The sequence below is a fragment of the Pseudomonas fulva genome, assembly GCF_023517795.1.
Taxonomy (GTDB): Bacteria; Pseudomonadota; Gammaproteobacteria; order Pseudomonadales; family Pseudomonadaceae; genus Aquipseudomonas; species Aquipseudomonas fulva_D.
Genome location: NZ_CP082928.1, coordinates 2,420,468 through 2,443,537 on the forward strand (window position 1 = coordinate 2,420,468; position 23,070 = coordinate 2,443,537).

24 protein-coding genes are annotated in these 23,070 nt (G+C 64.4%); 19 read left to right on the forward strand and 5 right to left on the reverse strand.

What is annotated here, in order from left to right; all coding sequences use genetic code 11:
* Window positions 1-36: 36 nt before the first annotated feature.
* From ftsY to rpoH, 4 genes are all read left to right on the forward strand, one after another.
* Entirely contained in the window at window positions 37-1,473 is a 1,437-nt protein-coding gene (ftsY, locus tag K8U54_RS10845; protein ID WP_249910133.1) for a signal recognition particle-docking protein FtsY, read from the forward strand.
* On the forward strand, window positions 1,473-2,144 hold the full coding sequence (gene ftsE, locus K8U54_RS10850; RefSeq protein ID WP_249910134.1) for a cell division ATP-binding protein FtsE: 672 nt from the start codon (window positions 1,473-1,475) through the stop codon (window positions 2,142-2,144). The genes ftsY and ftsE overlap by 1 nt, the downstream gene beginning before the upstream one ends.
* The gene (ftsX, locus tag K8U54_RS10855) at window positions 2,141-3,157 is read left to right on the forward strand and encodes a permease-like cell division protein FtsX (RefSeq protein ID WP_249910135.1); all 1,017 of its coding nucleotides are present in this window, start codon (window positions 2,141-2,143) and stop codon (window positions 3,155-3,157) included. Before ftsE ends, ftsX begins: the two co-directional genes overlap by 4 nt.
* 132 nt (window positions 3,158-3,289) lie before the next feature.
* Window positions 3,290-4,144, forward strand: a complete 855-nt coding sequence (gene rpoH / locus K8U54_RS10860; RefSeq protein WP_070884720.1) for an RNA polymerase sigma factor RpoH — start codon at window positions 3,290-3,292, stop codon at window positions 4,142-4,144.
* Window positions 4,145-4,334: 190 nt separating this feature from the next.
* Here rpoH and mtgA read toward each other — a convergent pair whose 3' ends face one another.
* Window positions 4,335-5,057 (reverse strand): monofunctional biosynthetic peptidoglycan transglycosylase, encoded by a 723-nt coding sequence (mtgA, locus tag K8U54_RS10865; protein WP_249910136.1) that lies wholly within the window; start codon window positions 5,055-5,057, stop codon window positions 4,335-4,337.
* A gap of 141 nt (window positions 5,058-5,198) precedes the next feature.
* On the opposite strand from mtgA, the gene K8U54_RS10870 reads away from it, so the two are divergent.
* The 5 genes from K8U54_RS10870 to K8U54_RS10890 all read left to right on the forward strand — a co-directional run bounded on the left by K8U54_RS10870 (window position 5,199) and on the right by K8U54_RS10890 (window position 8,083).
* Window positions 5,199-5,570, forward strand: coding sequence for a DUF423 domain-containing protein (locus K8U54_RS10870; protein ID WP_249910137.1), 372 nt, complete (start codon window positions 5,199-5,201; stop codon window positions 5,568-5,570).
* A 336-nt stretch (window positions 5,571-5,906) separates the two neighbouring features.
* The gene (gene thiS / locus K8U54_RS10875) at window positions 5,907-6,107 is read left to right on the forward strand and encodes a sulfur carrier protein ThiS (RefSeq protein ID WP_074886998.1); all 201 of its coding nucleotides are present in this window, start codon (window positions 5,907-5,909) and stop codon (window positions 6,105-6,107) included.
* A gap of 42 nt (window positions 6,108-6,149) precedes the next feature.
* Window positions 6,150-6,944 carry a thiazole synthase gene (locus K8U54_RS10880; RefSeq protein WP_070884716.1) on the forward strand — a complete coding sequence of 265 codons (795 nt, stop codon included), beginning with the start codon at window positions 6,150-6,152 and terminating at the stop codon, window positions 6,942-6,944.
* A gap of 118 nt (window positions 6,945-7,062) precedes the next feature.
* Window positions 7,063-7,734, forward strand: a complete 672-nt coding sequence (trmB, locus tag K8U54_RS10885) for a tRNA (guanosine(46)-N7)-methyltransferase TrmB (protein WP_249910432.1) — start codon at window positions 7,063-7,065, stop codon at window positions 7,732-7,734.
* Between the two features lie 4 nt (window positions 7,735-7,738).
* Window positions 7,739-8,083, forward strand: coding sequence for a hypothetical protein (locus tag K8U54_RS10890; protein WP_249910138.1), 345 nt, complete (start codon window positions 7,739-7,741; stop codon window positions 8,081-8,083).
* Here the strand turns inward: K8U54_RS10890 and K8U54_RS10895 are convergent, their stop codons facing one another.
* The gene (locus K8U54_RS10895; protein ID WP_249910139.1) at window positions 8,084-8,968 is read right to left on the reverse strand and encodes an EamA family transporter; all 885 of its coding nucleotides are present in this window, start codon (window positions 8,966-8,968) and stop codon (window positions 8,084-8,086) included. It lies immediately after the preceding gene.
* A 196-nt stretch (window positions 8,969-9,164) separates the two neighbouring features.
* Entirely contained in the window at window positions 9,165-9,944 is a 780-nt protein-coding gene (locus K8U54_RS10900; protein ID WP_070884712.1) for an exodeoxyribonuclease III, read from the reverse strand.
* 93 nt (window positions 9,945-10,037) lie between these two features.
* Between K8U54_RS10900 and pyrE the strand changes: the two genes are divergently transcribed.
* Both pyrE and K8U54_RS10910 read left to right on the forward strand, forming a co-directional pair.
* Window positions 10,038-10,679: an orotate phosphoribosyltransferase gene (gene pyrE, locus K8U54_RS10905; protein WP_249910140.1), complete on the forward strand. Its 642-nt coding sequence runs from the start codon at window positions 10,038-10,040 to the stop codon at window positions 10,677-10,679.
* Between the two features lie 27 nt (window positions 10,680-10,706).
* Entirely contained in the window at window positions 10,707-11,300 is a 594-nt protein-coding gene (locus K8U54_RS10910; protein ID WP_249910141.1) for a DUF4124 domain-containing protein, read from the forward strand.
* A gap of 38 nt (window positions 11,301-11,338) precedes the next feature.
* Here K8U54_RS10910 and K8U54_RS10915 read toward each other — a convergent pair whose 3' ends face one another.
* Complete coding sequence (locus K8U54_RS10915; RefSeq protein WP_070884709.1) at window positions 11,339-11,737, reverse strand: acyl-CoA thioesterase; 399 nt, start codon at window positions 11,735-11,737, stop codon at window positions 11,339-11,341.
* 303 nt (window positions 11,738-12,040) lie between these two features.
* On the opposite strand from K8U54_RS10915, the gene K8U54_RS10920 reads away from it, so the two are divergent.
* The 6 genes from K8U54_RS10920 (at window position 12,041) to K8U54_RS10945 (ending at window position 19,954) form a co-directional block, all read left to right on the forward strand.
* The gene (locus tag K8U54_RS10920) at window positions 12,041-13,009 is read left to right on the forward strand and encodes a PstS family phosphate ABC transporter substrate-binding protein (protein ID WP_249910142.1); all 969 of its coding nucleotides are present in this window, start codon (window positions 12,041-12,043) and stop codon (window positions 13,007-13,009) included.
* A gap of 165 nt (window positions 13,010-13,174) precedes the next feature.
* Entirely contained in the window at window positions 13,175-15,460 is a 2,286-nt protein-coding gene (locus tag K8U54_RS10925) for an ABC transporter permease subunit (RefSeq protein WP_249910143.1), read from the forward strand.
* A gap of 13 nt (window positions 15,461-15,473) precedes the next feature.
* Window positions 15,474-17,150, forward strand: a complete 1,677-nt coding sequence (gene pstA / locus K8U54_RS10930) for a phosphate ABC transporter permease PstA (protein WP_249910144.1) — start codon at window positions 15,474-15,476, stop codon at window positions 17,148-17,150.
* Between the two features lie 102 nt (window positions 17,151-17,252).
* Window positions 17,253-18,086: a phosphate ABC transporter ATP-binding protein PstB gene (gene pstB / locus K8U54_RS10935; RefSeq protein WP_249910145.1), complete on the forward strand. Its 834-nt coding sequence runs from the start codon at window positions 17,253-17,255 to the stop codon at window positions 18,084-18,086.
* Window positions 18,087-18,191: 105 nt separating this feature from the next.
* On the forward strand, window positions 18,192-18,920 hold the full coding sequence (gene phoU / locus K8U54_RS10940; protein ID WP_249910146.1) for a phosphate signaling complex protein PhoU: 729 nt from the start codon (window positions 18,192-18,194) through the stop codon (window positions 18,918-18,920).
* Window positions 18,921-19,051: 131 nt separating this feature from the next.
* Window positions 19,052-19,954, forward strand: coding sequence for a response regulator (locus tag K8U54_RS10945; RefSeq protein ID WP_249910147.1), 903 nt, complete (start codon window positions 19,052-19,054; stop codon window positions 19,952-19,954).
* Window positions 19,955-20,005: 51 nt separating this feature from the next.
* On the opposite strand, the gene K8U54_RS10950 is transcribed toward K8U54_RS10945, so the two are convergent.
* A complete protein-coding gene (locus K8U54_RS10950) occupies window positions 20,006-21,424 on the reverse strand; it encodes a DASH family cryptochrome (RefSeq protein WP_249910148.1) in 1,419 nt (472 codons plus the stop codon).
* A gap of 169 nt (window positions 21,425-21,593) precedes the next feature.
* On the opposite strand from K8U54_RS10950, the gene K8U54_RS10955 reads away from it, so the two are divergent.
* Entirely contained in the window at window positions 21,594-22,187 is a 594-nt protein-coding gene (locus tag K8U54_RS10955; protein ID WP_070884702.1) for a MarC family protein, read from the forward strand.
* The gene (locus K8U54_RS10960) at window positions 22,184-22,966 is read left to right on the forward strand and encodes an N-acetylmuramoyl-L-alanine amidase (protein WP_249910149.1); all 783 of its coding nucleotides are present in this window, start codon (window positions 22,184-22,186) and stop codon (window positions 22,964-22,966) included. The genes K8U54_RS10955 and K8U54_RS10960 overlap by 4 nt, the downstream gene beginning before the upstream one ends.
* The last annotated feature ends 104 nt before the right edge of the window (window positions 22,967-23,070 follow it).

Below are 23,070 nucleotides of genomic sequence, written 5' to 3' on the forward strand. Positions count from 1 at the left end.
GCCATGGCGTTCGCCCCAGTGAGATAGCCGTCCTCCATGTTTGGTTCAAAAGACGACAACAAGACTCCGGCCCCTGAGCCGGTTGCCGAGAAAGCCGAAAAACGCGGCCTGTTTGGCTGGCTGCGCAAGAAGCCGACCGAGCCGGCACCAGCCGCCTCCGAGCCCCAGGCCGAGGTGCCCGAGGCACTGCCGCCCGCATCGCCCGAGCCAGGGGCCCAGGAGCCGTTGGCCGAAGCCCCTTCTGTCGTGGAGAGCGACCCGGTCGAGCGTGACCCGGTCAGTCGCGACTCGATCGAAACAGCGGTTTCCAGCGAGCCGGCCGTAGCCGCAGCGCACGTGGCCGATGACGCGACCCGCCATGGTCCCGAAGCGCTGCCTGAAGCCGTTGCCGAGCAGCCGGCCGCGCAGCCGGAGCATCCCGCCGCGCTGGCCACCGGCAGCGATGTACTTCATGCCGTGCCTGCTACACCTGCTGCGGTACTCGCCGCGCCGGTCGAGGCGGTCAGTGAGGCGGTGGTCGAGCAGAACAAACCCTCGGACAACAAGGGCGGCTGGTTCGCCCGTCTGCGCCAGGGCCTGTCGAAGACCAGCGCCAGCATCGGCGAAGGCATGGCCAGCCTGTTCCTCGGCAAGAAGACCATCGACGATGACCTGCTCGACGAGATCGAGACCCGTTTGCTCACCGCCGACGTTGGCGTGGAGGCCACCACGGCGATCATCGGCAGCCTGACCCAGAAGGTCGCGCGCAAGCAGCTGACCGACAGCGATGCACTGTTCAAGGCGTTGCAGGAAGAGCTGGCCGCCATGCTGCGCCCGGTCGAGCAGCCGCTGCAGATCGACGGCGCCAAGCGTCCCTACGTGATCCTGGTGGTCGGCGTGAACGGCGCCGGCAAGACCACCACCATCGGCAAGCTGGCATCGAGGCTGCAGGGCGAGGGCAAGAAGGTCATGCTCGCCGCCGGCGATACCTTCCGCGCCGCCGCCGTCGAGCAGCTGCAGGTGTGGGGCGAGCGCAACAAGATCCCGGTGATCGCCCAGCACACCGGCGCCGATTCGGCCTCGGTGATCTTCGACGCCGTGCAGGCCGCCAAGGCCCGTGGCATGGACGTGCTGATCGCCGATACCGCCGGCCGTCTGCACACCAAGGACAACCTGATGGAGGAGCTGAAGAAGGTCCGTCGGGTGATCGGCAAGCTCGACGACAGCGCCCCCCATGAAGTGCTGCTGGTGCTCGATGCCGGCACCGGCCAGAACGCCATCAACCAGGCCAAACAATTCAACCAGACGGTGAACTTGACCGGCCTGGCCCTGACCAAGCTGGATGGCACGGCCAAGGGCGGGGTGATCTTCGCCCTGGCCAAGCAGTTCGGCCTGCCGATTCGCTACATCGGTGTTGGCGAAGGTATCGACGATCTGCGCACCTTCGAGGCCGAACCCTTCGTTCAGGCGCTTTTCCAGCAGCGGGAGCAGTGATGATCCGATTCGAGCAGGTCGGCAAGCGTTACCCCAACGGACATGTCGGGTTGCATGAGTTGAGTTTCCGCGTGCGGCGCGGCGAGTTCCTGTTCGTCACCGGGCACTCCGGCGCCGGCAAGAGCACGTTGCTGCGCCTGCTGTTGGCCATGGAGCGCCCGACCTCCGGCAAGCTGCTGCTGGCTGGCCAGGACCTGGGCCAGATCAGCAATGCGCAGATTCCCTTCCTGCGCCGGCAGATCGGCGTGGTGTTCCAGAACCACCAGCTGCTGTTCGACCGCAGCGTGTTCGACAACGTGGCCCTGCCCCTGCAGATCCTCGGGCTGTCCAAGAGCGATATCGGTCGCCGTGTCGGCTCGGCCCTGGAGCGGGTGTCGCTGAGCGACAAGGCCGAGCTGTTTCCCGGCGACCTGTCCACCGGGCAGCAACAGCGTGTCGGCATCGCCCGCGCCATCGTCCATCGTCCGGCCCTGCTGCTGGCCGACGAACCCACCGGTAACCTCGACCCGCGTCTGGCGGCGGAAATCATGGGCGTATTCGAAGACATCAACCGCCTCGGCACCAGCGTGCTGATCGCCAGTCACGACCTGGCACTGATCGCGCGCATGCGTCACCGCATGCTGACCCTGCAACGTGGCCGCCTGATCGGCGATGGGGAGGCCGGCGAATGAGTGCGTCGCGCATCCCACCACCGCAGCCCTCCCAGCGCGTCGGCGCGGCGCCGAAGAACGCCGAGCCCCAGGGGCCGGACAACGAACCGGATTTTCGCACCCTGACCCGCGCCTGGCTGGAAAGCCACCGCGCCAGCCTGGTCGACAGCCTGCGCCGCCTCGGCAAGCAACCGATCGGCAGCTTCTTCACCTGTCTGGTGATGGCCGTGGCCCTGAGCCTGCCCATGGGCCTGTCGCTGCTGCTCGGCAACGTCGAACGCCTGGGCGGCTCCTGGCAGCGCGCCGCGCAGATTTCCGTGTTCCTCAAGATCGATGCCAGCGACAGCCAGGGTCAGGCCCTGCGCGAAGAGATCGCCGGCATGGACGATGTGGCCGAGGCCGAGTGGGTCAGCCGCGAGCAGGCGCTGGAGGAATTCCAGCAGCAGTCCGGTCTCGGCCAGGCGCTCAAGGAGCTGCCGGACAACCCGCTGCCCGGCGCGGTGCTGGTCACCCCCCGGGAAGTCGACAAGGCCACGCTGGAAGCCCTGCGCCTGCGGCTGTCCGAATTGCCCCATGTGGAGCAGGCCCAGCTTGACCTGCTGTGGGTCGAGCGCCTGGGCGCCATCCTCTCGCTGGGCGATCGCTTCGTCTTTGGCCTGACCGTGCTGCTGGTCATGGCGTTGCTGCTGGTGATCGGCAATACCATTCGCCTGCACATCGAGAACCGGCGCACCGAGATCGAAGTGATCAAGCTGGTCGGCGGCACCGATAGCTATGTGCGCCGCCCGTTCCTTTATATGGGCGCGCTGTATGGCCTGGGCGCGGGTGTGCTGGCGTGGCTGGTGCTGGCCTTTGGGCTGAACTGGTTGAACGATGCCGTGGTGCGCCTGTCCGGATTGTATGGCAGCGATTTCGCGCTGGCCGGCGTGCCCGCAGGCGACGGCTTCTCCCTATTGCTGGGAGCGGTGCTGTTGGGGTATATCGGTGCGTGGCTGGCGGTGGCGCGACATCTGAGAGAGCTTGCACCCCGCTGAGGCGCTAGTTTGACGCTTCGCTAACACATTGATTTGGTTGATATTGACTATTGACCGGGGAACCAGGATGGTGGCTTCCGGTCATAGTGCGCAGTGCTACACTGCGTATGTTTCGTGAATCGGAGGATTCGAATGTCCACTTCTTTGCAACCTGTTCATGCTCTGGTTCCAGGCGCCAACCTGGAAGCTTACGTGCATGCCGTTAACAGCATTCCGCTGCTGACGCCCGAGCAGGAGCGTGAACTGGCCGGTAATCTCTTCTACAAGCAGGACCTCGATGCAGCCCGCCAGATGGTATTGGCTCACCTGCGTTTCGTGGTGCATATCGCGCGCAGTTACTCCGGCTACGGTCTGGCCCAAGCCGACCTGATCCAGGAAGGCAACGTCGGCCTGATGAAGGCGGTCAAGCGTTTCAACCCGGAGATGGGTGTGCGCCTGGTATCGTTCGCCGTGCACTGGATCCGTGCGGAAATCCACGAGTTCATTCTCAAGAACTGGCGGATCGTCAAGGTCGCGACCACCAAGGCCCAGCGCAAGCTGTTCTTCAACCTGCGTAGCCAGAAGAAGCGCCTGGCCTGGCTGAATAACGACGAAGTCAACGCCGTGGCCGAAAGCCTGGGCGTCGAGGCCCGTGAAGTGCGCGAGATGGAAAGCCGCCTGACCGGTCAGGACATGGCCTTCGACCCGGCTGCCGATGCCGACGACGACAGCGCCTTCCAGTCCCCGGCCCAGTACCTGGAAGACCACCGCTACGATCCCGCTCGGCAGATGGAAGACGAGGACTGGAGCGACACCTCCAGTGCCAACCTGCACGAGGCGCTCGAAGCCCTCGACGAGCGCAGCCGCGATATTCTGCAACAGCGCTGGTTGGCCGAAGAGAAGGCCACGCTGCACGAGCTGGCGGCCAAGTACAACGTTTCGGCGGAGCGTATCCGTCAGCTGGAGAAGAATGCGATGAACAAGCTCAAGGGCTCCATCGCCGCCTGACCCGGCCTGCAACACCAAACGCCCCGACTCTGTTCGGGGCGTTTTTGTTTGTGTGGCCCAGAGCTGCCGGATTTAGCTGTCGTGGGAGCGGGCGGGGACGCCTAGTTCATGCCCGCGAAACGGGTTTCCCTGGAGGTGAAGTTCGCGGGCATGGCCCGCTCCCACCTTCAAATCGCGTTGTTTCCGAAGCCTATTTCGCCCACCACGCCGGCCGTGGCGCCTGCAGCTGGTCCAGGTAATGGCTACCACCTAGCTGGCGCATCTGCCGGCGAATCCAGTTGGCCCGCTGGTTGACGTAGCCACTGGGACGGCCCGCATCGAACTGCCGCGGGTTGGGCAGCACCGCCGCGAGCAGGCTGGCCTGGCGCGCCGACAGGTAGGCGGCGCCGATGTTGAAGTGGTGTTGAGCCGCGGCCTCGGCGCCGAACACGCCGTCGGCCCATTCCGCGCTGTTGAGGTAGACCTCGAGGATGCGCTCCTTGGGCCACAACAGCTCGATCAGCGCCGTGAACCACACCTCGATACCCTTGCGCAGCCAGCTACGGCCGGACCACAGGAACAGGTTCTTGGCCACCTGCTGGCTGAGGGTGCTGGCGCCGCGTACCGAGCCTCCCTGCTGGTTATGCGACAGCGCCGCCTTGATCGCCTCGACGTCGAAGCCCCAGTGCTGGGCGAACTTCTGGTCTTCGCTGGCGATGACCGCGATCTTCAGGTCATCCGGCAGTTGATCCCAGGAGCGCCAGGTGCGCTGCAGGTCGATGGGGTTGCCGTCGACCCAGGACTCGATCTTGCGCTCGACCATCAGCGCCGTGCCCGGTGGCGGCACCCAGCGCAGGGCGAGCACCAGCAGGAAGGAGCCGGCGATGAACCAGAGCAGCAACTTCAGCAGGAGGCGGCGAAGGGATCGGAGCATGCGCAGGTAGCCAGGCTTGATTGGCCGATTAGTATACGGCGCCTGATGAGGTTGCGGACAACGCTGCGGCAATCCGGGGCGCGCGGTGGGGCGGGTGTGGGCGTAAACTGCACGCTCATTTTTCGCATCAATGAGAGCGTTATGGTCCGCCTGTGGTTGTTGCTGTCGGCCTTTGCCGGCTTTACCGGAGTTGCACTGGGTGCCTTCGCCGCCCATGGCCTGAAGAGCAGGCTGAGCGCCGAGTACCTGGCGGTGTTCCAGACCGGCACCCATTATCAGTTGATCCATGCCCTGGCCCTGCTGGGCGTGGCCATCCTGGCGCTGGTCGCGCCAGGGCGCCTGGTCAACCTGGCAGGCGCCTGCTTTGCCGTCGGTATCCTGCTGTTCTCGGGCAGCCTCTACCTGTTGACCCTTAGCGGAATCGGCAAGCTGGGTATCATCACGCCCATTGGCGGCCTGGCCTTTCTGGCCGGCTGGGCGTGCCTGGGGCTGCTTGCCTGGCGCATGGCCTGAGAGCCTGCTCACGATCTGCTGCGCGTCGGCGCTCCCGCGTTAAAAACAAGCTGGATTGCCAGTCCAGTCGGATAGCCGCTTGCGGCTAACGCGCTTAAGCGCGGCCCGAAGGGCGAGCGAAGCGAGTAATACTCATTTACCACTCGTAAACTCGAGTGCGAGCCCAGTCCGTTCCTCGCTTGTTTTTGCGGGGGCGCCTAGCCCTTGGATCGCTCTAGCTCGCGATATCGTGAACAGGCTCTGAGGCTGCGCGAGACCAATGGCAGGCCTGCGCCTTGGTCATCGCCGGGGATCGGGCTAGAATGCCGGCCCTTTCTCCTGTTGTGACGGGTCGCCATGCATATCCAGTTGAACGGTGAAACCCTCGAGCTGCCCGAAGGTGCCAGCGTCGCCGACCTGATCGAGCGCCTGGAACTGAGCGGGCGTCGCGTGGCGGTCGAGCGTAACCTCGATATCGTGCCGCGTAGCCAGTACGCCAGCACGGCGCTGGCCGACGGTGACCGCCTCGAAGTGGTCCATGCCATCGGCGGCGGTTGAGCCCCGCGCCACGCCCTTCCCACTTTCTGCAGAGGAATCTCCATGAGCCACGCTGTCAGTGACAAGCCGTTTACCCTGGCCGGCCGCACCTACCAGTCGCGTCTGCTGGTCGGCACCGGTAAATACAAGGATCTCGACGAAACCCGCGACGCCATCGAGGCCTCGGGCGCGGAGATCGTCACCGTGGCGGTGCGCCGTACCAATATCGGCCAGAACCCGGGCGAGCCGAACCTGCTCGACGTGATCTCGCCGGATCGCTACACCATCCTGCCCAACACCGCCGGTTGCTACGACGCCATCGAGGCCGTGCGTACCTGCCGCCTGGCCCGCGAGCTGCTCGACGGCCACAAGCTGGTCAAGCTGGAGGTGCTGGCCGACCAGAAGACCCTGTTCCCCAACGTGATCGAAACCCTCAAGGCCGCCGAGGTGCTGGTCAAGGAAGGTTTCGACGTAATGGTCTACACCAGCGATGACCCGATCATCGCGCGCCAGCTCGCCGAGATGGGCTGCATCGCCGTGATGCCCCTGGCCGGCCTGATCGGCACCGGGCTGGGCATCTGCAACCCCTACAACCTGCGCATCATCCTCGAGGAAGCCAAGGTGCCGGTGCTGGTCGATGCCGGCGTCGGCACGGCGTCCGACGCGACCATCGCCATGGAGCTGGGTTGCGAGGCGGTGCTGATGAACAGCGCCATCGCCCATGCCCAGCATCCGGTGCTGATGGCGCAGGCCATGAAATACGCCATCGAGGCCGGCCGCCTGGCCTACCTGGCCGGGCGTATGCCGAAGAAACTCTATGCCAGCGCGTCTTCCCCCTTGGAAGGATTGATCCGCTGAGTCGCCTTTGCCTAGGCGCCTGACGGGGACATGAGTCCCCGTTTCTCATTTCACTTAGTGTCCCGAGTACCCCATGAGCGATATCGAACAAACCCCAGCCGAAGAAACCCCACGGCACATGCGCGCCATCAAGAGTTTCGTGATGCGTGCCGGGCGCATGACCGAAGGCCAGCAGCGTGGCTTCGACCAGGGGCTGCCGAAATTCGGCCTGGAGTTGAGCGATGGCATGCAGGATTTCGACGCGGTATTCGGACGTCAGGCGCCGCGCACCTTCGAAATCGGCTTCGGCATGGGCCACTCCACCCTGGAAATGGCTGCCGCCGCGCCTGAACAGGACTTCATCGGCGTGGAAGTGCACCGGCCGGGCGTGGGCGCCTTGCTCAACGGCGTGATGACGCAGAACCTGACCAACCTGCGTGTTTACAGTTGCGATGCCCTGGAAGTGCTGCGTCAGTGCGTGCCCGACGCCAGCCTCGACCGCGTGCTGCTGTTCTTTCCGGATCCCTGGCACAAGGCGCGTCATAACAAGCGCCGCATCGTCCAGCCGGCCTTTGCCGAACTGGTACGCCAGAAGCTCAAGGTGGGCGGCGTGCTGCACATGGCCACCGACTGGGAGCCCTACGCCGAATACATGCTGGAGGTGATGAACGTGGCGCCGGGGTATCGCAATCTCGCCACCGATGGCCGTTGCGTCGAACGCCCGGCCGAGCGCCCGGTGACCAAGTTCGAGCGTCGCGGCGAGCGCCTCGGGCACGGCGTATGGGACCTCAAGTTCGAGCGCATCGCCTGAGCTTATGACTCGCCTGTCGAGGCGCCAGGCCCGCCGCGCCGGCCATGCACGCCATCGTCCGCAATGGCAGATGCCCCAGCCCAGCGCTCGCGCGGCCTGGGCAGCGCGCCTGCTGTTGCCGGTGACGGCGCTGGTCATGGCGGTCTGCGCTGCGGCGCTGCTGTTCACGGTGGGGCAGGCGCTGCACAGCGGCGTGGCCATCTCACCGTCCAGAATCGGTCCGGCGACCTTTTACCCGCTTGTCACCCACCCACTGGGCTATTGCCTGACGTTGCTGCTGCACAGCTTGATCGCCTTTGCCATGGCCGGGGCGGGCTGGTTCTGCTGGCGCATGTCGCGGCAGGGCTGATCAGGCCGTCGCGCCACGCAGTTGTTGCAGCAGGCGCGGGCCGAACACGTTGATCAGCAAGCCGAGCATGACGATGGCCGCGCCGAGCCACTGCACGGTGCTCAGTGCCTCGCCGAGAAACAGCCATGCCGAGCTGAGGCCGACCACCGGCACCAGCAGGGAGAACGGCGCCACCTGGCTGGCCGGGTAGCGCGACAGCAGGCGGCTCCACAGCCCGTAACCGAGCAGGGTGGCGATAAAGGCCAGGTAGGCGATGGCCAGCACCGAGCTGAGGGAAATGCTGCGCAACGCCGTCTCGATCTGCGCCGGGCCTTCCATTATCAGCGACAGGGCCAGGAACGGCAGTGGCGGAATCAGGCTGCCCCAGGCCACCAGGCTGACCAGGTTGACCTTGCCGATGCGCTTGGTGACCACATTGCCCAGCCCCCACATCGCCGCCGCGCACAGGGTCAGCACGAAGCCGGCCAGGGTGAAGGCGCGCCCGCTCTCGCTGCCGATCAGCAGCAGGCCCGCCGCCGCTACTACCAGGCCGATCAGGCTGCTGCGGCGCACGGTCTCGCCGATGAACAGCGCGGCGAAACCCAGGGTGAAGAACGCCTGCGCCTGCAGCACCAGCGACGCCAGCCCGGCGGGCATGCCGACGTACATGGCCGAGAACAGAAAGGCGAACTGCCCCAGGGAGATGGTCAGGCCGTAGGCCAGCAGCCAGCGCAGCGGCATGGCCGGGCGGCGAATGAAGAGGATCGCCGGAAAGGCGGCGAGCATGAAGCGCAGGGCGCCGAGCAGCATGGGCGGCACACCCTCGAGGCCGACCTTGATGATCACGAAGTTGACGCCCCAGGCGACGATCACCACGGCGGCCAGCAGGATGTCCTTGGGTGTCATGGGCGCGGCCTCGGGTGGTGGTATGCGGACCGGCAGGCTAACGCGTATGGGCTCGGGTGACACGCCACAGTTGGCGGCGTTTTTCCCCATACAGAGCACCGCCGAAACTCGCCAACCTTTTTAGAGGCGCTCTACAGCGCGGCGCAAATGAAAACGCCCCGTACAGGTCGGGGCGTTTTGGTCCGCATGGCATAGATCAGACGGTCAGCGTCCAGTCGTAGTCGACGATCAGCGGCGCATGCTGCGAGAAGCGCGGCTGACGTGGCAGACGGGCGCTGCGCACGCTGCGGCGCATGCCGGGGGTGAGCAGCTGGTAGTCGAAGCGATAGCCCAGGTTGAGCATCTCCGCCTGCTCGTTGTCCGGCCACCAGCTGAACTGGTCGGCCTCGCGGTTGACCTCGCGCACGGCATCGACATAACCCATGGTGCCGGTCACCTCGTCCATCCAGGCGCGCTCGGGCGCCATGAAGCCAGGTGACTGCTGGCAGTCGCGCCAGTTCTTCACGTCCAGCTTCTGGTGGGCGACGTACAGCGAGCCGCAATAGATGTAATCGCGGCGCTTGCGGCGTTGCTTGTCCAGGTACTTGGAGAAATCGTCCATGAACTTGAATTTCTGATTCAGGTTCTCGTCACCGCCCATGCCCGATGGCAGCAGCAGCGAGGCGATACTCACCTTGTCGAAATCGGCCTGCAGGTAGCGCCCGTAGCGATCGGCCGTTTCAAAACCGAGCCCGCTGATTACCGCCTTGGGTTGCAACCGCGAATACAGCGCCACGCCACCCTGGCTTGGTACTTCTGCATCGCAGGCATAGAGGAAATAGCCATCCAGTTGGAGGGCTTGGTCGTCCAGTTCAAAGGCGGAGGCACGGGTATCCTGCAGGCAGATCACGTCGGCATTCTGTGCTTGCAGCCAACTGAGCAAACCGCGCTCGACTGCAGCATGAATACCATTCACGTTCACACTGATGATCCGCATAAATGGCCCCCAAAAACACGTGCGTGTATGATACCTGAGCTAGACGTCGTTTAGTAATTCAAAGCCACATCCTGTGCTGCCTCAAGGTCTTTCATGCAAACGTATCAGCGCGATTTCATTCGATTTGCCATCGAGCGAGGCGTTCTGCGCTTCGGCCAGTTCACTCTCAAGTCCGGTCGCGTCAGCCCGTACTTCTTCAATGCCGGGCTGTTCGACAGCGGCCTGGCGCTGGCCAAGCTGGGGCGTTTCTATGCAGCGGCAGTGGTGAACAGCGGCATTTCCTTCGACGTGCTGTTCGGCCCGGCCTACAAGGGCATCCCGCTGGCCGCCAGCACCGGTGTGGCCCTGGCCGAGCACCACGACGTCGATACGCCCTGGTGCTTCAATCGCAAGGAAGCCAAGGATCACGGCGAGGGCGGCACCCTGGTCGGTGCGCCGCTGAGTGGCCGCGTGCTGATCATCGATGACGTGATCACCGCCGGCACGGCGATCCGCGAAGTGATGCAGATCATCCAGGCCCAGGGTGCCCAGGCCGCTGGCGTACTGATCGCCCTGGATCGCCAGGAGCGTGGCCGCGGCGAGCTGTCGGCGATCCAGGAAGTCGAGCGCGACTTCAACATTCCGGTGGTCAGCATCGTTTCCCTGCAGCAGGTGCTGGAATATCTGGCCGATGATGCTGAACTGAAACAACACCTGCCCGCCGTGGAAGCCTACCGGGCCGAATTCGGCATCTGACCGGCGGCTCGCCGAGAGAACGTGCCTATGTCCACCTTGCCCCTGATGCGCCGCACCCTCTGGCTTGGTCTGTTGCTGCCGTTGTGGGCGAATGCGGCGGAGATGTACCGCTACACCAATGCCCAGGGCATCACGGTGATCGACCGCCAGGGCGTACCCAGCGAGTTCATCGCCAAGGGCTACGAGGTGCTCAACGAGCAGGGCCGTGTGGTGCGCGTGGTGCCGCCGGCGCCGACCGCCGAAGAGATGCAGAAGATTCTCGCCGATCGCGAACGAGCGAAATCCGACGCCCAGCTGCTGCGTCTGTACAGCAGTCTCGAGGACGTCGATCGCGCCCAGGCGCGCAAGCTCGCCGAACTGGACGGCCTGATCGGCGTGGCCAAGGGCAATCTGCAGTCGGTGCGCCAGCAACAGGCCAACCTGCAGAAGCAGGCGGCGGATCAGGAGCGTGCAGGGCGCGAAGTGCCCAAGCCATTGCTCGACCAGATCACCAGCCAGCGTGACGAGCAGGTACGCATCAAGAAGGACATAGACCGCTACCAGGCAGCGCGTGCACAGGCGCAAAAAACCTTTGCAGCGGATCGTCTGCGGGTCACCGAGCTGCTAGGGCAGGGTCGCTAGCTCATTACACGGCGCCGCGCACCAGGCGCGGCGCGAACTCAGCGGCGCGATACGGCGCGGGTGCGGCCGCTGCTGTCGATGGCGACGAACACGAATACCGCTTCGGTCACCTTGCGCCACTCGCTGGACAGCGGGTCGTCACTCCACACTTCCACCAGCATCTGGATCGAGCTGCGGCCGACTTCCAGCGTCTGGGTATAGAAGGACAATTGCGCGCCGACCGGCACCGGTACCAGGAAGGCCATGCGATCGATCGCCACGGTCGCCACGCGGCCTGCTGCCACCTTGGTGGCCATGGCCGTGCCGGCCAGGTCCATCTGCGAAACCAGCCAACCGCCATAAATGTCGCCGAAGCCATTGGTTTCGCGCGGCAGGGCGGTGATCTGCAGGGCCAGGTCGCCTTGCGGTATCGGGTCTTCCTGTTCGAGGTCTTTCATCTGTTCACGGCTCGCGGCGCAGTGGTGGGCCCTGCAGGCAGGGGCCGGGAAAGTATACCGGCTGGGCGGTCACACCGCGACCATAGCGCGTTGCAGACGCCTGCGCGCGCCGATTCACGAATCCGCCATGCCCGTCCGCGCCGTCATCCGACTGTCATATTTGTTACATAGAGTGGTCACATGGGCTGACGATACTGAGCAGCGTTCCAACCAACACGACCCAATCGTGACAAGGCGGCGGATCGGGCGCTACGACCACGGCAGCCAGCCTTTCAATGATTACCACTCTGCTAGGAGCAAGGCATGAAACTGAAGCGTTTGATGGCCGCCATGACATTCGTCGCCGCTGGCGTCGCCACTGCCAACGCGGTTGCCGCTGTCGATCCGGCTCTGCCGAGCTACGAGAAGACCTCGGGTGTATCGGGCAACCTGTCCAGCGTCGGCTCCGACTCTCTGGCCAACCTGATGACCCTGTGGGCTGAAAGCTACAAGCAGTCCTACCCGAACGTGAACATCCAGATCCAGGCTGCCGGTTCCTCCACCGCGCCACCTGCGCTGACCGAAGGCACCGCCAACCTCGGCCCGATGTCGCGCCCGATGAAGGACAGCGAAATCCAGGCCTTCGAGCAGAAGTTCGGTTACAAGCCGACTGCCGTGCCGGTCGCCATCGATGCCCTGGCCGTATTCGTGCACAAGGACAACCCGATCAAGCAGCTGACCATGCAGCAGGTCGACGCCATCTTCTCCAGCACCCGCCTGTGCGGTGAAGCCAAGGACGTGAAAACCTGGGGCGAGCTGGGCCTGAGCGGTGAGTGGGCGGCCAAGCCGATCCAGCTGTTCGGTCGTAACTCGGTATCCGGCACGTACGGCTACTTCAAGGAAGAAGCACTGTGCAAAGGCGACTTCAAGTCCAATGTCAACGAGCAGCCGGGTTCGGCCTCCGTGGTGCAGTCGATCTCCAGCACCGTCAACGCCATCGGTTACTCGGGCATCGGTTACCGCACCGCCAGCGTGCGCGCCGTTCCCCTGGTCAACAAGAAGGGCGAAGTCGAGGAAGCCAACGAAACCAACGCGCTGTCGGGCAAATACCCGCTGGCTCGCTTCTTCTACATCTACGTGAACAAGGCGCCCAACAAGCCGCTGAGCCCGCTGGATGCCGAGTTCCTCAAGCTGATCCTGTCCAAGCAGGGCCAGGACGTGGTGGTCAAGGACGGCTATATTCCGCTGCCGCTCAAGGTCGTCGAGAAGACCCGCAAGGAACTGGGTCTGTAATCAGGCCCTAAGCAGCGACACCGAAGCCCGCCTCTCCTCGAGAGGTGGGCTTCGCTACGTCACCGTGCTGTAACTTTTCTGTCACATGAGCCGGCTAGATTGTCCGGCTCGTGAAACAGACGAAAAATACGGCGCGCTCATGGCCGTGCAGAGACGCTCTCCATTATGAATGACTTGGCAAGTGAACCCATGACCGCCTCCCCCAATTCCCTCGGGCTGGACTTCAACACGCCGGCCCTGAAGCGCAAGCGGCGCATGCGCGCCTTCAAGGATCGCCTGGCCCGCTGGTGCGTATCCATTGGCGGGCTGGCCGTGCTCGGCGCCATCACCCTGATCTTCTTCTATCTCGCCTATGTCGTGCTGCCGATGTTCCAGGGCGCCGATCTCGAGAAGCGTGATGCCATACAGCCAGCCTGGCTGGCCGATGCCGGCAAGCCGCTGCTGATGACGCTGGAGGAGCAGAACCAGGTCGGCATGCGCCTGGCCAGCAACGGCAAGATCCAGTTCTTCGATGCCAAGAGCATGGCCGCCCTGACCACGGTCGACCTGCCCCTGCCGGCCGGCAGCGAAGTGGTTTCCGTCGGTGAGGATCAGCCGGGCAGCCACCGTGTCGCCCTCGGCCTGTCCAACGGCCAGGCGCTGGTGTTCGAACACACCTATCGCATCACCTATCCGAACGACGTGAAGACCATCACGCCGTCCATCGTCTATCCGTTTGGCGAAACGCCGCTGACCATCGACCCGCAGGGCCGCCCGCTGGAGCACATGGGCATCAGCGTCAACAGCGGCACGCTGCTGATCGCCGGCTCGGTGGGCAGCGAGCTGCAGGTGCTGAGCCTGAGCCGCGATGAAAACATGATGACCGGCGAGGTCGAGGTCAGCGAGGAGCGCCTGGCGCTGCCGCAGATCGCCGAGCCGATCAAGGAACTGATCATCGAGCCACGCCAGCACTGGCTGTTCGTGATCAACGGCCGCGCCACCGCCGACGTATTCGACCTGCGCGCCAAGGCCCTCAATGGCCGCTACAAGCTGCTCAACGACGGCGTTCGCGAAGTGACCCACGCCACCTCGCTGCTGGGCGGCATCTCGCTGCTCATCGGCGACAGTACCGGCGGTATCGGCCAGTGGTTCATGGTGCGCGACCAAGACGGCAATTCCGCGCTCAAGCAGGTGCGCGAGTTCAAGATGGCCGGCAGCCCGGTCAGCCAGATCCTCTCCGAGGAGCGTCGCAAGGGCTTCATCGCCCTGGACGAGAAGGGCAACCTGGGGATCTTCCACAGTACCGCGCACCGTACCCTGCTGGTCGAGCCGGTGGCCGAAGGCCACAGCATCGCCGCGCTGTCGCCCCGCGCCAACCGTGCGCTGGTAGAAGCCAATGGCAAGATCGAGCGTATCCTGATCGACAACCCCCACCCGGAGATTTCCTGGAGCTCGCTGTGGGGTAAGGTCTGGTACGAGAACTACGAAAAGCCCGAGTACGTCTGGCAGTCGACCTCCGCCAGTACCGATGCCGAGCCCAAGCTGAGCCTGGCACCGCTGGCCTTCGGTACCCTGAAAGCCGCGTTCTACGCCATGTTGCTGGCCGCGCCACTGGCCATCGCCGCGGCGATCTATACCGCCTACTTCATGGCCCCGGCCATGCGCGGCAAGGTCAAGCCGGTCATCGAGCTGATGGAAGCGTTGCCGACGGTGATCCTCGGCTTCTTCGCCGGCCTGTTCCTGGCGCCCTATGTCGAGGGACACCTGCCCGGGATATTCAGCCTGCTGATCTTCACCCCGATCGGCATCCTGCTGGCGGGCTTCCTCTGGAGCCGCCTGCCGGAGTCCATTCGCCTGCGCGTGCCGGATGGCTGGGAAGCCGCCCTGCTGATTCCGGTGATCCTGCTGGTCGGCTCGTTCTCCCTGAGCATGAGCGGGCACCTGGAAAACTGGCTGTTCGACGGCAACATGCGCGCCTGGCTGACCAATGACCTGGGCATTCCCTTCGACCAGCGCAACGCCCTGGTGGTCGGCCTGGCCATGGGCTTCGCGGTGATCCCGAACATCTACTCGATCGCCGAGGACGCGGTGTTCAGCGTGCCCAAGAGCCTGACCTTCGGGTCCCTGGCGCTGGGGGCCACCCCCTGGCAGACCCTCACCCGCGTGGTGATCCTGACCGCCAGCCCGGGCATCTTCTCGGCACTGATGATCGGCATGGGCCGTGCTGTCGGCGAGACCATGATCGTACTGATGGCCACCGGCAACACGCCGATCATGGACATGAACATCTTCCAGGGCCTGCGCACCCTGGCGGCCAACGTGGCAGTGGAAATGCCCGAGTCGGAGGTCGGCGGTACCCACTATCGCGTGCTGTTCCTCTCCGCGCTGGTGCTGCTGACCTTCACCTTCGTCATGAACACCCTGGCCGAGCTGGTGCGTCAGCGCCTGCGCGTCAAATACGCATCGCTCTGAGGACTGCAAGACCATGTCCGTGAAACAGAACAACCTCAAATCCTGGTTCAAGAGCGGCTCGCCGTGGATCTGGATGAATGCCGGTGCGGTATCCATCGCCATCGTCATGGTCATTGGCCTGCTGGCGGTGATCGCCGTACGCGGCCTGGCGCATTTCTGGCCGGCCGATATCGTCGAGGGCAACTACCTGATACCCGGCCAGGCCGCCACGGTGATGGCCGGTGAAGTGGTGCAGAAGGAAGAGATTCCACGCGCCCGGCTGGCCTCCGCCGGCCTGCCGGTGAACGTCGACGGTGGCGAGTTCATGACCCGTGAACTGCTCAAGGTGGGTAACCGTGACTTCTATGGCGCGGACTTCTCCTGGGTGGTCGGCGAATGGCTGACCGATCTGCGCAAGCCCAGGGACATGACCGCCTTCGAGCGGCGCGAGTGGGGCAACTTCTACGGCTATGTGGTCAACGTCAAGGAAGAGGGTCGCCTGGTCGCCGAAGGCGAGGCCGCCTGGCCGGAGCTGCAGAAGCGTCTGGAGCGTGTCGAAAAGCTGCACGGCGAAATCGTCAAGCTGGAGAAGCGCGACATCGGCCGCATCAACGCCGGTCTCGAGCGGGTCCGCCTGCAGACCCGCCGGCTGGAACTCGACGGTAACCTGACCGAGGCCGCGCAAGCCGATCTGGCCGCCGAGCGCGCCCGCTGGGATGCCGAATACAAGGTGCTGGAGCAGGAACTCAACGCCCGCCACCAGCAGTTCAACCGCGACAGCGTGACCGTGCGCTCGGCCGAAGGTCGCGAGCAGGAAATCAGCCTCGGCAAGGTTGTGCGGGCCTATCGCCCCAACGCCATGACCACGCTGGACAAGCTCGGCTTCTACGGCAGCAAGCTGTGGGAGTTCGTCAGCGACGACCCGCGCGAGGCGAACACCGAGGGCGGGATCTTCCCGGCGATCTTCGGCACCATCATGATGACCCTGATCATGGCGGTGATCGTCACGCCGTTCGGGGTGGTTGCCGCCATCTACCTGCGTGAATACGCCAAGCAGGGTCCGTTGACCCGGGTGATCCGCATCGCGGTGAACAACCTGGCCGGTGTGCCGGCGATCGTCTACGGCGTATTCGGCCTGGGCTTCTTCGTCTATGTACTGGGTGGCTCGATCGACCGCCTGTTCTTCCCGGAAGCCGCGCCGGCGCCGACCTTCGGCACCCCCGGCCTGCTGTGGGCCTCGCTGACCCTGGCGCTGCTCGCGGTGCCGGTGGTGATCGTCGCCACCGAGGAAGGTCTGTCGCGTATCCCACGGGCTTTGCGTGAGGGCTCCCTGGCCCTGGGCGCGACCAAGGTGGAAACCTTGTGGCGCGTGGTGTTGCCGATGGCCAGCCCGGCGATGATGACCGGCCTGATCCTCGCCGTGGCCCGGGCCGCCGGTGAAGTCGCGCCGCTGATGCTGGTGGGCGTGGTCAAGCTGGCGCCGAGCCTGCCGGTGGATGGCAACTACCCTTATCTGCACCTCGACCAGAAGATCATGCACCTGGGCTTCCATATTTTCGACGTCGGCTTCCAGAGTCCCAACGTCGAAGCGGCGCGCCCGCTGGTCTACGCTACAGCGTTGCTGCTGGTCCTGGTCATCGCGATTCTCAACCTGACGGCCATCTACCTGCGCAACCGCCTGCGCGAGAAATACAAGGCCCTGGATCATTAAATCCGAGCCGCAAGCCTCGAGCCGCAAGCTTCCTGCAGAAGCGTGGCGAACGGGCTTGCAGCTTGTAGCTTGCAGCTTGCCGCTGCGAACGGAGTGAGCACTATGCAACACGAAACCGCTACCCACGGCATCGATCTCGCGGCACTGGGCCGAGACAAGCAGAGCCTGGACCTGACCAAGGAAACCACGGCCATCGAAGTGCCGGGCCTGAACCTGTTCTATGGCGACAAGCAGGCGCTGTACGACGTCAAGATGAACATTCCCAAGCAGCGCGTGACCGCCTTCATCGGACCAAGCGGTTGCGGCAAGTCGACCCTGCTGCGCACCTTCAACCGGATGAACGACCTGGTCGACGGTTGCCGCGTGGAAGGCGAGATCAACATCGACGGCCGCAACATCTACCGCAAGGGCGAGGACGTCGCCGAGCTGCGTCGCCGCGTCGGCATGGTGTTCCAGAAACCCAACCCGTTCCCCAAGAGCATCTACGAGAACGTGGTGTACGGCCTGCGCATCCAGGGCATCAACCAGAAGCGCGTCCTCGACGAGGCCGTCGAATGGGGCCTGAAGAGCGCCGCCCTGTGGGACGAAGTGAAGGACCGTCTGCATGACTCGGCCCTCGGGCTGTCCGGCGGTCAGCAACAGCGTCTGGTGATCGCCCGTACCGTGGCGGTGCAGCCCGAAGTGCTGCTGCTCGACGAACCGTGCTCGGCCCTCGACCCGATCTCCACGCTGAAGGTCGAAGAGCTGATCTACGAATTGAAATCCAAGTACACCATCGTCATCGTCACCCACAATATGCAGCAGGCCGCGCGGGTGTCCGATTACACGGCGTTCATGTACATGGGCAAACTGATCGAGTTCGGTGACACCGACGCGCTGTTCACCAACCCGGCCAAGAAGCAGACCGAAGACTACATCACCGGCCGCTACGGCTAACGGCAGCCGCAATGCTCAAGCGGCACCCTAACGGCAGCCTAGTATGATGACTCACTGGCTTGAAGCTTATGGCTTGAGGCATGCAGCTTTCGCGGAGCGAACCCGATGATCAACAAAGACAGCCTGACCCACCACATTTCCCAGCAGTTCAACGCCGAACTGGAGGAAGTACGCAGCCACCTTCTGGCCATGGGCGGCCTGGTCGAGAAGCAGGTCAACGACGCGGTCACCTCGCTGATCGAAGCCGACTCCGGCCTGGCCCAGCAGGTGCGCGAGATTGATGACCAGATCAACCAGATGGAGCGCAACATCGACGAAGAATGCGTGCGCATTCTCGCCCGTCGCCAGCCGGCCGCCTCGGACCTGCGCTTGATCATCAGCATCTCCAAGTCGGTGATCGACCTGGAGCGCATCGGTGACGAAGCCACCAAGATCGCCAAGCGCGCCATTCTGCTCACCGAAGAAGGTGAGTCGCCACGCGGTTACGTCGAGGTTCGCCACATTGGCGACCAGGTGCGCAGGATGGTCCAGGAAGCCCTGGACGCCTTCGCCCGGTTCGACGCCGACCTGGCGCTGTCGGTCGCCCAGTACGACAAGACCGTCGACCGCGAGTACAAGACCGCCCTGCGCGAGCTGGTCACCTACATGATGGAAGACCCGCGCTCGATCTCCCGCGTGCTCAACGTGATCTGGGCGCTGCGCTCCCTGGAGCGGATCGGCGACCACGCGCGCAACATCGCCGAACTGGTGATCTACCTGGTGCGCGGTACCGACGTCAAACACATCGGCCTGACCCGCATGCAGGAAGAAGTGCAGGGCGGCGCCAAGCAGTGAAGGGCGGCCCGGCGGGTGCATCCCTGCGCAGCGATTGCGCTGGCTGTGTGCGCTCGCCCAGGGATGTGCTTTAGTGTTGGCAATGAGCCAGTGCACACGTCTATGCTAATGGCCATTCGAGGGAGTGGTCGATGAGCAAAGTCAGTGTACTGGTGGTGGACGACGCCACCTTTATCCGCGATCTGGTGAAGAAGGGGCTGCGTGACAACCTGCCCGGTATCCAGATCGAGGAAGCGGTCAACGGGCGCAAGGCCCAGCAGATTCTCGGCCGCAATCCGATCGATCTGATTCTCTGTGACTGGGAAATGCCGGAAATGTCCGGCCTCGAGCTGCTGCAATGGTGCCGCGAGCAGGAATCGCTGAAAGGCGTGCCCTTCATCATGGTCACCAGCCGCGGCGACAAGGAAAACGTGGTGCAGGCCATCCAGGCCGGCGTCTCCGATTTCATCGGCAAGCCGTTTTCCAACGAGCAACTGATCACCAAGGTCAAGAAAGCCCTGCAGCGCGCCGGCAAGCTGGCCGCGCTGATGTCGGCCGCACCGCCGAAGATGCTCAGCACCGGTGCCTTTGCCAACGACTCGCTGGCCGCGCTGACGGGTGGCAAGAGCGAGGTGGTGCGGCCTGCTGCGCCCACGCCGGCGGCAGCCTTTGCGCCGAGTCCTGCAGCTGCGCCTGCCAAGGCTGCCGCAGTGCCGGCCGGGCGCGGCCAGGGGCAATTGCGTCTGCCGGGCGGCATGATGGCCTGCGTGGTCAAGGCGCTGAGCCTCAAGGAGGCGCTGCTGGTGGTCAAGCGTGGCGAGTTGTTGCCGCAGGTGCTGGAGAGTGCGGTGCTCGACCTCGAGCAGGGCGAAGCCTCGGAGGTGGCGCGGCTCAATGGCTACCTGCACAGCGTTGCCGCCTTCGAGCCCAAGCCGGACAGCGAATGGCTGCAGGTGGTGTTTCGCTTCGTCGACCGCGACCCGCAGAAGATGGACTACCTGTCCCGCCTGATTGCCCGTGGTACCGCCCAGAAACACTTCTCGCCGGGCGCCTGATCAGGCCGCCAGCCAACCGCCGAGCGGCCATCGGGCACGCTCGGCTCTCGCTCAGGCCACTTCGTTGAGGTGGCGTTGCCAGGCATCCGGGATTCGCTCCAGCCGTGGATAGTTGATGGCGTCGAGCTGCTGTGCCTGCAGCAGGAACGGCGTGTGGCGCTGGTGCTTCGGCAGCTGGCGCAGTTCCGGTAGCCACAAGCTCACGTATTCGCCCTTGGGATCGTACTGGCGCGCCTGCTTGAGGGCATTGAAGGTGCGTTTGAGGCGTGGGTCGCTACCGACCCCGGCCAGGTACGCCCAGTTGCCCCAGTTGCTCGCCGGGTCGTAGTCGATCAGGTGCTCCTCGAACCAGGCCGCGCCGTGGCGCCAGTCCTGCTGCAGATCGCTGACCAGGTAGCTGGCCACCACCTGACGGCCGCGGTTGGACATATAGCCGGTGGCGATCAGCTCGCGCATGTTGGCATCCACCAGCGGCATGCCGGTACGGCCCTGGGTCCAGTGCTCGAAACGCTCGTCGATCTGCTGCGGCGCCCGCTCGGTGGCCTTCAGCCCCCCGGCCTCGAACAGCGCCTGGCCATAACGCTGCAGGGTGCAGCGGAAGAACTCACGCCACAGCAGCTCCAGCCACAGCCAATAGGTCGATTCGTTGGCGCCGTACAGCGACTCATGGCGCCGCAACTCGGCCGCGGTGCGGCGTGGCGACAGCGAGCCATTAGCCAGCCAGGGCGAGAACTTGGAGGAGTACTCGCTGCCGATCATGCCATTGCGGGTGTCCTTGTAGGTACGCACGTTCTGGCTGTCCCACAGGTAATCGCGCAGGCGCGCCAGGGCGGCGGTTTCGCCACCGGAGAAGGGGAAGGCACTGGGCACCACGCTCAGGGCATCGCCCAGGCCCAGTTGCGACTGGGTGGGCAGGGCGTAGGCGTGGGTGTCCAGGCCTTCCGGCAATGGGGGTAGCTGGTCGGGGGCCGCTTGCGGCTGGAACACGTACTGGCGCGCGTCGATCAGTGCGCGGAACTGGCTGTAGACCTGGGGCAACTGATCGAGCGGGCAGGGCAGCTCCGCTTCGCTGAACAGGCCATTGCCCTGGGCGGTGCGCAGCGGCACGCTGCCCAGGCTGTCACGCACGCGGGCGAGAACCGCACGTTCCTGCGGAGCGATTTCATCGAGGGTCAGCACCTGCCGGATGTCGAACTGACCGACCAGTTGGGTGATCACCTCTTCCGGCTTGCCGGTGGCCACCAGCAGCTTGGAGCCACGCTGGCGCAGCGCGCTATCGAGGGCGGTCAGACTTTCCAGCAGGAAGCGTGCGCGATGCACGCCGATGCGCCGGCTGCCGAATTGGTCGAATTGCAGCAATGCCGGGTCGAGCACATAGAGCGGCAGCAGACAATTGGACGCGAGTGCGGCCTGCAGGGCGGGGTGATCATCGAGGCGAAGATCCTGTTTGAACCAGAGCAGCGCGCGCATGGCATGTTCCCTCATGGTGGACTGCCTGTAGATCGTGCAGAGGTATGACAAGTTCAGCGCCGTCCGGCGGTGACCGATGGCTTTCAAGGACGGGGCGAGGGCGCATTGCTGACTGACGCGAAAGGCTGCAGCCACTAGACTACGCGGCTGTTTTCAGGAGCCCCTTGCAATGGATATCTTCAGCATCGCCGTGTTGCTGTTTCTGGTCACCGACCCGTTCGGCAACATCGCCATCTTTATCGCCGCCTTGAAGAACGTGGCGCCGGAGCGCCGCCTGTGGGTGGCCGCGCGCGAACTGCTGTTCGCCCTGGCGTTGCTGCTGCTGTTCCTTACCTTTGGTGACAAAGTGCTCAGCGCACTGGGCCTGTCGCGGGAGGCAACGGCGATTGCCGGCGGTATCATCCTGTTCGTCATCGCCATGCGCTTGATCTTCCCCAGTCCCCAGGGCGTACTGGGCGACGTGCCGGACGGCGAGCCGATGCTGGTGCCGCTGGCCACCCCGGCGGTTGCCGGCCCCTCGGCCCTGGCGGTACTGATGACCTTGCGCAATACCCACGAGGGCGCGCTCTGGGAGCTTTACCTGGCACTGATCATGGCCTGGGCCGCGACCGCATTCATCCTGTTGCAGGCGTCTTTCCTGCAGCGGTTCCTCGGCCCTCGCGGGCTGACCGCAGTGGAGCGACTGATGGGCATGCTGTTGATCATGCTCAGCGTCGACATGCTGCTGGACAACATTCAGAGCGTATTGCATATCCAGCCATGAAAGTTCTCAGCCTTGCCTTGTTCGTCCTCCTGCTCGCCGGCTGCAGCAGCGGCCCGCGCATCGACCACAGCTACACCGCCAGCGGGCAGAGCAGCCGCGTGCAGTACATCGTGTTGCACTACACCTCGACCGATCTGCCGCATTCGCTCGAGTTGCTGACCAAGGAAGAAGTCAGCGCCCACTACCTGATCAACGCCGTGCCGCCGACCATCTACCAGTTGGTCGACGAGAACCGCCGGGCCTGGCATGCCGGGGTCAGCGAATGGCAGGGGCGCACCTGGCTCAACGGTACGACCATCGGCATCGAGCTGATCAACCAGGGCTACTTCGACACGCCCAAGGGCCGTTACTGGCAGCCCTACGCCCAGGCGCAGATCGACGCACTGATCGTGCTGCTCAAGGACATCATGCAGCGCCATCAGCTGCCACCCGGCAGCATCATCGGCCACAGCGATATCGCGCCGCAGCGCAAGGTCGATCCGGGCCCGCTGTTTCCCTGGAAGCAACTGGCCGATGCAGGGCTGATGCCCTGGCCGAACGCCGAGGTGGTGGCTCGCCAGCAGGCGGTGTTCAGCAGCAGCCTGCCGAGCGTGGCCTGGTTCCAGCAGCAGTTGGCGGAACAGGGCTATGAGGTGCCGAGCACTGGCGTGCTGGATGAAGCTACCCGCAACGTGATTCGCGCCTTCCAGATGAAGTACCGCCAGGCGCTGTACGACGGGCAGCCAGATGCCGAAACCGCAGCCCTGCTGCTGGAAGTCAATCGCCTGGCCAAGGGGTGAGGCTCTTGGAACCTGTTCATGATCTGTCAGACCAGATTCGTCGATTTTGGCAGCTAAGCGGTGGGAACGGACGTAAGACCTCTATTTGTGCGAGCGGGCCATGC

Excerpts from the sequence above, each read along its gene's own strand:
- ftsY (WP_249910133.1), top strand. The coding sequence starts at position 37 with ATGTTTGGTTCAAAAGACGACAACAAGACTCCGGCCCCTGAGCCGGTT.
- ftsE (WP_249910134.1), top strand. The coding sequence starts at position 1,473 with ATGATCCGATTCGAGCAGGTCGGCAAGCGTTACCCCAACGGACATGTC.
- ftsX (WP_249910135.1), top strand. The coding sequence starts at position 2,141 with ATGAGTGCGTCGCGCATCCCACCACCGCAGCCCTCCCAGCGCGTCGGC.
- rpoH (WP_070884720.1), top strand. The coding sequence starts at position 3,290 with ATGTCCACTTCTTTGCAACCTGTTCATGCTCTGGTTCCAGGCGCCAAC.
- mtgA (WP_249910136.1), bottom strand. The coding sequence starts at position 5,057 with ATGCTCCGATCCCTTCGCCGCCTCCTGCTGAAGTTGCTGCTCTGGTTC.
- K8U54_RS10870 (WP_249910137.1), top strand. The coding sequence starts at position 5,199 with ATGGTCCGCCTGTGGTTGTTGCTGTCGGCCTTTGCCGGCTTTACCGGA.
- thiS (WP_074886998.1), top strand. The coding sequence starts at position 5,907 with ATGCATATCCAGTTGAACGGTGAAACCCTCGAGCTGCCCGAAGGTGCC.
- K8U54_RS10880 (WP_070884716.1), top strand. The coding sequence starts at position 6,150 with ATGAGCCACGCTGTCAGTGACAAGCCGTTTACCCTGGCCGGCCGCACC.
- trmB (WP_249910432.1), top strand. The coding sequence starts at position 7,063 with ATGCGCGCCATCAAGAGTTTCGTGATGCGTGCCGGGCGCATGACCGAA.
- K8U54_RS10890 (WP_249910138.1), top strand. The coding sequence starts at position 7,739 with ATGACTCGCCTGTCGAGGCGCCAGGCCCGCCGCGCCGGCCATGCACGC.
- K8U54_RS10895 (WP_249910139.1), bottom strand. The coding sequence starts at position 8,968 with ATGACACCCAAGGACATCCTGCTGGCCGCCGTGGTGATCGTCGCCTGG.
- K8U54_RS10900 (WP_070884712.1), bottom strand. The coding sequence starts at position 9,944 with ATGCGGATCATCAGTGTGAACGTGAATGGTATTCATGCTGCAGTCGAG.
- pyrE (WP_249910140.1), top strand. The coding sequence starts at position 10,038 with ATGCAAACGTATCAGCGCGATTTCATTCGATTTGCCATCGAGCGAGGC.
- K8U54_RS10910 (WP_249910141.1), top strand. The coding sequence starts at position 10,707 with ATGTCCACCTTGCCCCTGATGCGCCGCACCCTCTGGCTTGGTCTGTTG.
- K8U54_RS10915 (WP_070884709.1), bottom strand. The coding sequence starts at position 11,737 with ATGAAAGACCTCGAACAGGAAGACCCGATACCGCAAGGCGACCTGGCC.
- K8U54_RS10920 (WP_249910142.1), top strand. The coding sequence starts at position 12,041 with ATGAAACTGAAGCGTTTGATGGCCGCCATGACATTCGTCGCCGCTGGC.
- K8U54_RS10925 (WP_249910143.1), top strand. The coding sequence starts at position 13,175 with ATGAATGACTTGGCAAGTGAACCCATGACCGCCTCCCCCAATTCCCTC.
- pstA (WP_249910144.1), top strand. The coding sequence starts at position 15,474 with ATGTCCGTGAAACAGAACAACCTCAAATCCTGGTTCAAGAGCGGCTCG.
- pstB (WP_249910145.1), top strand. The coding sequence starts at position 17,253 with ATGCAACACGAAACCGCTACCCACGGCATCGATCTCGCGGCACTGGGC.
- phoU (WP_249910146.1), top strand. The coding sequence starts at position 18,192 with ATGATCAACAAAGACAGCCTGACCCACCACATTTCCCAGCAGTTCAAC.
- K8U54_RS10945 (WP_249910147.1), top strand. The coding sequence starts at position 19,052 with ATGAGCAAAGTCAGTGTACTGGTGGTGGACGACGCCACCTTTATCCGC.
- K8U54_RS10950 (WP_249910148.1), bottom strand. The coding sequence starts at position 21,424 with ATGCGCGCGCTGCTCTGGTTCAAACAGGATCTTCGCCTCGATGATCAC.
- K8U54_RS10955 (WP_070884702.1), top strand. The coding sequence starts at position 21,594 with ATGGATATCTTCAGCATCGCCGTGTTGCTGTTTCTGGTCACCGACCCG.
- K8U54_RS10960 (WP_249910149.1), top strand. The coding sequence starts at position 22,184 with ATGAAAGTTCTCAGCCTTGCCTTGTTCGTCCTCCTGCTCGCCGGCTGC.